This window comes from Kitasatospora sp. NPDC002227 (assembly GCF_040296285.1).
GTDB lineage: Bacteria > Actinomycetota > Actinomycetes > Streptomycetales > Streptomycetaceae > Kitasatospora.
Genome location: NZ_JBEOWY010000104.1, coordinates 1 through 8,367 on the forward strand (window position 1 = coordinate 1; position 8,367 = coordinate 8,367).

Sequence of the window (8,367 nt, forward strand, 5' to 3'; positions counted from 1 at the left end):
GTCCGCCGGACCACCACCGGCGAACTGGAGTTCCTCGGCCGAGCAGACGACCAGATCAAGCTCCGCGGCTTCCGGATCGAACTCGGCGAGATCGAAGCCGCGTTGAGCGCGTACCCCGGCGCCGAACAGCTCCTGGTCACGGTCCGTGAGGACCAGCCCGGCGACAAGCGGGTGGTCGCGTACGTCACCGGCAGCGTGGCCGCCGAGGAGGTACGGGCCTTCGCCGCCGAACGCCTGCCCGGCTACATGGTCCCGGCGGCCGTGGTGGTGCTCGACGCCCTTCCGGTCACCCCGAACGGCAAGGTCGACCGCCGAGCCCTGCCCGCCCCCGACTACACCAGCACCGGTCGCGCCCCCCGGACGTCTTCCGAGCAGCAGCTCTGCGAGCTCTTCGCCGAGACGCTCGCCCTGCCCGCCGTCACCATCGACGACAACTTCTTCGACCTCGGCGGCCACTCCCTGCTCGCCACCAAACTGATCAGCCGCATCCGCGGCACGCTCGGCATCGAACTCCCCATCCGGGCCCTGTTCGACCACCCGACCGTCGCCGCCCTCGCACCCGCCCTGCCCGCCACCGCCCAGACCCGCCCCGCCCTGCTGCCCCAGCCCCGCCCCGAGCAGGTGCCGCTCTCCTCGGCGCAGCAACGCCTCTGGTTCATCGAGCAGTTCGAGGGCCCCAGCGCGCTCTACAACACCCCGGTCGCCGTCCGGCTGACCGGCCAGGTCGACCCCGCTGCGCTGGACCTCGCCCTGCGGGACGTGGTGGCCCGGCACGAGGTACTGCGCACGGTCGTCCCGACCGCCGACGGCCGCCCGTACCAGCAGCTCACCGAGGCCGCCGGGCTCTCCCTGCGCACCGTCCCGGTGGCCTCCGAGGAGCAGCTGCGGGCCGAACTCGCCCTCGCGGGCGGGGAGATCTTCGACCTGGCCGGCGACCTGCCCGTCCGCGCCACCCTGTTCTCCCTCCCGCACGGCGAGCACGTGCTACTGGTGCTGATGCACCACATCGCCGGCGACGGCTGGTCCGTCGCCCCGCTCTTCCGCGACCTCGGCCAGGCCTACACCGACCGACTCGCCGGCCACACGCCCGACTGGGCCGAACTGCCCGTCCAGTACGCCGACTACACCCTCTGGCAGCACCAACTCCTCGGCACCGAGGACGACCCCGCCAGCCTCACCAGCACCCAACTCGCCCGCTGGCAGCAGACCCTGGCCGACGCCCCCGAAGAGCTCGCCCTCCCCTACGACCGCCCGCGCCCCGCCACCCCGACCCACCGCGGCGGCCTGGTCGAGTGCGCCCTGGACGCCGAACTGCATGCGGAGCTCGCCAAGTTGGCGGGCGCGAACCGGGGCAGCCTGTTCATGGTCCTGCAGGCCGCCGTCGCCACCCTCTACACCCGCCTCGGCGCCGGCACCGACCTCCCCCTCGGCACCCCCGTCGCCGGACGCACCGACGAAGCACTCACCGACCTCATCGGCTTCTTCGTCAACACCCTCGTCCTACGCACCGACACCACCGGCAACCCCAGCTTCCGTCAACTCCTCGACCGCGTCCGACAACTCGACCTCGACGCCTACGAGCACCAGGACCTCCCCTTCGAGCGCCTGGTGGAGCGGTTCAACCCGAGCCGCCGGCCCGGCCGCCACCCGCTGTTCCAGACCCTGGTCGCGCTCGAGAGCCGGGCGGAGGTGCCCGCCGACTTCGGCGGTCTGGCCTGCGCCGAGCACCAGTTCGAGCTCGAGGTGGCCAAGTTCGACCTGTCGTTCCGGTTCACCGAGCTGGGCCCGTCGGCCGGGCTGTCACTCTCGGTCGAGTACGCGACGGACCTGTTCGACCACGCCACGGCGGTCTCCTTCGCCGAGCGGCTGACCCGGGTGCTCCACGCCGCGGCCGCCGACCCCGATGCGGCCATCGGCAGCATCGAGATCCTCGCCCCGGCCGAGCGCGAACAGCTCCTCACCACCTGGAACGACACCGCCGCTCCCGTCCCCGACACCACCCTGCCCGCCCTCTTCGAGGCCCAGGCCGCATCGACGCCTTCGGCGGTGGCACTGGTGGCGGGCTCGGCCGAGCTGACGTACGCCGAACTCGACTCCCGGGCCGAGCACCTGGCCGCCGTACTAGCCGGGTCCGGGGTGGCCGCCGAGACCCCGGTGGTGGTCCTGATGGACCGCTCGGTGGAGCTGGTGACGGCGCTCCTGGCCGTCGGCAAGGCGGGCGGTGTCTACGTCCCGCTGGACGACCGCCACCCGGCGGAGCGGCTGCGGCAGATCACCGCCGACACCGGTGCCGCCCTCGTGCTGCTCGACCCGGCGCACCGGGACCACCCGCTCGCGGCCGAGGCACCCTGCCCGGTGCTGGTGCTCGACGGCTCGGCGTTCGACGGCCCGCGCACCGTCCGGACCCGGCGGCCGGCGGTCCACCCCGAGCAGCTCGCCTACGTGATGTTCACCTCGGGCTCCACCGGGGTGCCCAAGGGCATCGCGATCACCCACCGCGACGTGGTGCAGCTCGCGACGGACCCGTGCTGGCGGCACGACAGCGCGCTTCGGGTGCTTTTCCACGCCCCCCACGCCTTCGACGCCTCGACCTACGAGTTGTGGGCGCCGCTGCTCTCCGGCGGTCAGGTGGTGGTGGCCCCGCCGGGCGACCTCGACGCGGCGGCCGTCCGGGCACTGATCACCGCCCACCAGCTGACTCATGTGCACGTCACCGCGGGCCTGTTCCGCGTGATCGCCGAGGAGGACCCGGGCATCTTCGCCGGGGTGGCCGAGGTGCTCACCGGCGGCGACGTGGTCTCCGCCCCGGCCGTCCGGCGGGTACTGGAGGCCGTACCGGGCATCCGTGCCCGTGCCCTCTACGGCCCGACCGAGGTGACCCTGTGCGCCACCCAACTGCCCATGCCGGACGCCGATTCGGTGCCCGACGTGGTGCCCATCGGCCGCCCGCTGGCCAACACCCGGGTCTACGTGCTCGACCAGGCCCTGCAGCCCGTCCCGGCCGGCGTGGTCGGTGAACTCCACATCGCCGGAGCCGGATTGGCCCGGGGCTACGTCGACCGGCCGGCGCTGACCGCCGAGCGGTTCGTCGCCTGCCCGTTCGGCGAGCCGGGGGCCAGGATGTACCGCACCGGAGACCTGGTGCGGTGGCGGGCCGACGGCACCCTCGAGTTCCTCGGCCGGGCCGACGACCAGGTGAAGATCCGGGGCTTCCGGATCGAACTCGGCGAGATCGAGGGCGCGTTGGCCGCCCACGAGCAGGTGGGCCACGCCCTGGCCCTGGTCCGCGAGGACCAGCCGGGCGACAAGCGGGTGGTGGCCTACGTGACCGGCCCGGCCACCCCGGCCGAACTGCGCGCCTTCGCCGCCGAGCGGCTGCCCAGCTACATGGTCCCGGCGGCCGTGGTGGTGCTCGACACCCTCCCGGTCACCCCGAACGGCAAGGTCGACCGCCGCGCCCTGCCCGCCCCCGACTACTCCGGCTCCCCGGCCGGCCGGGCGCCCCGCACGGCGCAGGAGCGCAGCCTCTGCGAGCTGTTCGCCGAGGTGCTCGGGCTGCCGACGGTCAGCATCGACGACGCATTCTTCGAACTCGGCGGCCACTCGCTGCTCGCCACCCGGCTGGTGAGCCGCATCCGCAGCGCCCTGGGCGTCGAGGTGCCGATCCGCACCCTGTTCGACCACCCGACGGTCGGCACGCTCGCCACCGTACTGCCGGCACCCGCCGCCGTCCGCAAGGCCCGGCCGGCACTGCGGCCGATGCGCCGCCCCGGCGGCTCCGCGTAGGTCACGCGCCGCCACCGGCCAGCCCCGGCCGGTGGCCTGACCGCCCTACCCACCTCAGCACGTCACCAGTCGGAGGCCGACCTTGATCCCGTTGTCGTTCGCGCAGCAGCGGTTGTGGTTCATCGAGCAGCTCGAAGGCCCGAGTGCGCTCTACAACACGCCGTTCGCCGTCCGGCTCACCGGCTCGGTCGACGTGCCCGCGCTCAGCCTCGCCCTGCGCGACGTGCTCACCCGGCACGAAGTACTCCGCACCACCTTCCCCGCGACCGAGGGCCGCCCCGAGCAGCGGATCGCCGAGCCCGAAAGCCCCGCCGTCCAGGCCCTCGCGGTGGCGGCCGTGCCGGTCGCCGACGAGACGGAGCTGCGCACCCGGGTGGACGGAGCCGTCCGGCACGTCTTCGACCTGGCCACCGAACTGCCGGTCCGCTGCGCGCTGTTCTCCCTGCCGACGGGCGAGCACGTGCTGCTGGTGCTGATGCACCACATCGCCAGCGACGGCTGGTCGGTCACCCCGCTCTTCCGTGACCTCGGCGAGGCCTACGCGGCCCGGCTCACGGGCAGCGCACCCGACTGGGAGCCGCTGCCGGTCCAGTACGCCGACTACACCCTCTGGCAGCACGAACTCCTCGGCGCCGAGGACGACCAGGAGAGTGTGGCCGCCGCCCAACTCGACTACTGGCAGCAGCAGCTGGCCGATGCTCCCGAGGAGCTCGCCCTCCCGTACGACAGAGCCCGCCCGGCCGCCCCGACCAGACGCGGCGGCGAGGACGAGCTCTCGCTCGACGCCGAACTGCACGCGGCACTGGTGCAGTTGGCCACCGCCGAGCGGACCAGCCTGTTCATGGTCCTGCAGGCCGCCGTCGCCACCCTCTACACCCGCCTCGGGGCCGGCACCGACCTGCCGCTCGGCACCGTCGTGGCGGGCCGCACCGATGAGGGCCTGGCCGATCTGGTCGGCTTCTTCGTCAACACCCTGGTGCTGCGCACCGACACCTCGGGCGACCCGAGCTTCCGCGAGCTCCTGGAGCGCGTCCGGCTGCTCGACCTGGACGCCTACGACCAGCAGGACCTGCCTTTCGAGCGCCTGGTCGAGCACCTCAACCCGGCCCGCTCGGCGGCCCGTCACCCGCTCTTCCAGACCATGCTCACGCTGGACAGCGACGAGGAACTGCCCGCGCGCTTCGCCGGGCTGGCCTGCCGGGAGTACGTACTCGCTCAGCGGCTGGCCAAGTTCGACCTCACTTTCAGTTTCGTGGAGCAGCACGACGCGAGCGGCCTCGCCACCGGCCTGACCGGAGCGGTGGAGTACGCGACGGACCTGTTCGACCGCACCACCGCAGTGACGCTGGGCGAGCGGCTGGTCCGGGTGCTCCGGGCCGCCGTGGCCGACCCCGGCGCGGCGATCAGCGGCATCGAGATCCTGGCCCCGGCGGAGCGGGAGCTGCTGCTGACCGGCTGGGCCGGCCCGGTGGCGGAGCTGCCGTCGGGCTCGGTGCCCGAACTGTTCGAGGCGCAGGCCGCGTTGAAGCCTTCGGCGGTGGCGCTGGTGGCGGGCTCGACGGAGCTGACGTACGCCGAGCTCAACGCCCGGGCCAACGGACTGGCGCTGCGGCTGGCCGAGGCGGGCGTCGGGGTGGAGACCCCGGTCGCGGTCCTGGTAGAGCGCTCGCCCGAGCTGGTGATCGCCCTGCTGGCCATCCTCAAGGCCGGCGGAACGTACGTCCCGCTGGACCCGGCCCAGCCGGCCGAGCGCCTGCGCGCCGTCCTCGCCGACGCCGGAGCCACCCTGGCCGTCACCGACGCCGCGCACGAAGTCCTGGACGAGCTGACCACGCTGCGGGTGGGCGCGGAGACCGGCGGCAACCTCGGACTGGCCATCGATGCCCAGCAGTTGGCGTACGTGGTGCACACCTCCGGCTCGACCGGCGTCCCCAAGGGCATCGGCGTCTCGCACCACTCGGTGGTCGACCTCGCCCTCGGCGGCGCGTTCGCGGACGGCGCGCACGGCCGGGTGCTGGTCCACTCGCCCACCGCCTTCGACGCCTCCACCTACGAACTCTGGGCTCCCCTCCTCGCCGGCGGCACGGCGGTGCTCGCACCCGCCGGGCGCCTCGGCGTGGCGGAGATCGCCGAAACCGTCACCCGTGGCGGGGTGACCGCCGCCTTCGTCACCATCGGCCTGTTCAACGTCCTGGCCACCGAGGCCCCGGAGGTGTTCGCCGGGCTGCGCGAGGTCTGGACGGGCGGGGACGTGGTCTCCCCCATCACCCTGCGCAAGGCCCTCGCCGCCTGCCCCGGCCTCACCGTGGTCAACGTCTACGGCCCCACCGAGACCACCACCTTCGCCACCCGCCGCCACATGGCCACCCTGGACGCCGTCCCCGCCGTCGTCCCGATCGGCCGGCCCCTCCCCAACACCGCCGCCTACGTGCTCGACGGCGCGCTGCAGCCCGCCCCCGTCGGCGTGGCCGGCGAGCTCTACCTCGCCGGGCCCGGCCTGGCCCGCGGCTACCTCGGCCGCCCCGGCCTGACCGCCGAGCGCTTCCTGGCCTGCCCGTTCGGCGCCCCCGGCGCGCGCATGTACCGCACCGGCGACCTGGTCCGCCGGACGGCCGACGGCGAACTGGAGTTCGTCGGCCGAGCGGACGACCAGATCAAGCTCCGCGGCTTCCGGATCGAACTCGGCGAGATCGAGGCCGCCTTCGACGCCCACCCGTCGGTGGGCCAGACCCTGGTCACCGTCCGCGAGGACCGCCCCGGCGACAAGCGCCTCGCCGCCTACGTCACCGGCCCGGCCTCCCCCGCCGAACTGCGCGCCTTCGTCGCCGAGCGGGTGCCCAGCTACATGGTCCCCGCCGCGATCGTGGTGCTCGACGCCCTCCCAATGACCCCCAACGGCAAGGTCGACCGCCGCGCCCTGCCCGCCCCCGACTACACCAGCACCGGCCGCGCCCCCCGGACGCCGTCGGAGCAGCGGCTCTGCGAGCTCTTCGCCGAGATCCTCGGCCTGCCCGCCGTCAGCATCGACGACAACTTCTTCGACCTCGGCGGCCACTCCCTGCTCGCCACCCGGCTGGTCAGCCGGATCCGCACCACCCTCGGCGCCGAGCTCCCGATCCGCGCCCTGTTCGACGCCCCGACCGTCGAAGGGCTGGCCCGCCGACTCGGCGAGGGCAGCACCTCGGCCCGCGCCGCGCTGGTGCGCCAGCAGCGCCCCGATCTCATCCCGCTCTCCTACGCGCAGCAACGCCTGTGGTTCATCGAGCAGTTCGAGGGCCCCAGCGCCCTCTACAACACCCCCTTCGCCGTCCGCCTGACCGGCCAGGTCGACGTCGCCGCGCTCACCGAGGCGCTGGCCGACCTCACCGCCCGGCACGAAACGCTGCGCACCACCTTCCCGGTCACCGACGGACGGCCCCACCAGCTGATCGCCCCCCGGGCCGAGCTCACCCTGCCGGTGACGCAGGCTGCCGACGAGACCGAACTGGCCGAGCTGCTCGACCGGGCCAACGGCCACGTCTTCGACCTGGCCACCGAACTGCCGGTCCAGGCCCGGCTGTTCTCGCTCGGTGCCGAGCAGCACGTGCTGCTGGTCCAGATGCACCACATCGCCAGCGACGGCTGGTCCGTCGCCCCGCTCTTCCGCGACCTCGGCCAGGCCTACGCGGCCCGACTCGCCGGCCACACGCCCGACTGGGCCGAACTGCCCGTCCAGTACGCCGACTACACCCTCTGGCAGCAGCACCTCCTCGGCCCGGAGGACGAGCCCGAGAGCCTCGCCAGCACCCAACTCGCGCACTGGCAGCAGGCCCTGGCCGACGCACCCGAGGAGCTCACGCTCCCCTACGACCGCTCCCGGCCGGCGCATCCGACCCGGCGCGGCGGCCTGGTCGAGTTCACCGTGGGTGCCGAACTGCACCGGCAGCTCGCCGAGCTGGCCGCCACGAACCGAGCAAGCCTGTTCATGGTCCTGCAGGCCGCCGTCGCCACCCTCTACACCCGACTCGGCGCCGGCACCGACCTCCCCCTCGGCACCCCCATCGCCGGACGCACCGACGAAGCACTCACCGACCTCATCGGCTTCTTCGTCAACACCCTCGTCCTGCGTACCGACACCACCGGCAACCCGAGCTTCCGCCAACTCCTGGAGCGGGTCCGGGTGCTCGACCTCGACGCCTACGAGCACCAGGACCTCCCCTTCGAGCGCCTGGTCGAACACCTCAACCCCACCCGCACCCCCGCCCGGCACCCCCTCTTCCAGACCCTGATCGCGCTCGAGAACCACACCCCGGCGCCGGAGGACTTCGGCGGGCTCCGCTGCACGCCACTGGAGTTCGACCTCGACGTGGCCAAGTTCGACCTCGCCTTCGCCTTCGCCGAGTCGAGCGGCGCCGACGGGCTGAGCGCCGCCGTCGAGTACGCGGCCGACCTGTTCGACCACGCGACCGTCGCGGGCTTCGCCGACCGTCTGCTGCTGATCCTGCAGGCCGTCGCCGTCGACCCCGACGTACCGCTCGGCAGCATCGAGATCCTCACCCCGGCCGAGCGCGAACAGCTCCTCACCACCTGGAACGACACCAC

The 8,367-nt window shown here is 73.5% G+C and carries 2 protein-coding genes; both read left to right on the forward strand.

Translation table 11 applies throughout. The features are described from left to right. Positions 1 to 3,786, forward strand: a 3,786-nt coding sequence (locus ABT095_RS38370) for a non-ribosomal peptide synthetase (protein WP_350534271.1), incomplete at its 5' end; no start/stop codon positions are given. Between the two features lie 91 nt (positions 3,787 to 3,877). Beyond that, a partial coding sequence (locus ABT095_RS38375) for a non-ribosomal peptide synthetase (RefSeq protein WP_350534272.1) occupies positions 3,878 to 8,367 on the forward strand: 4,490 nt, incomplete at its 3' end.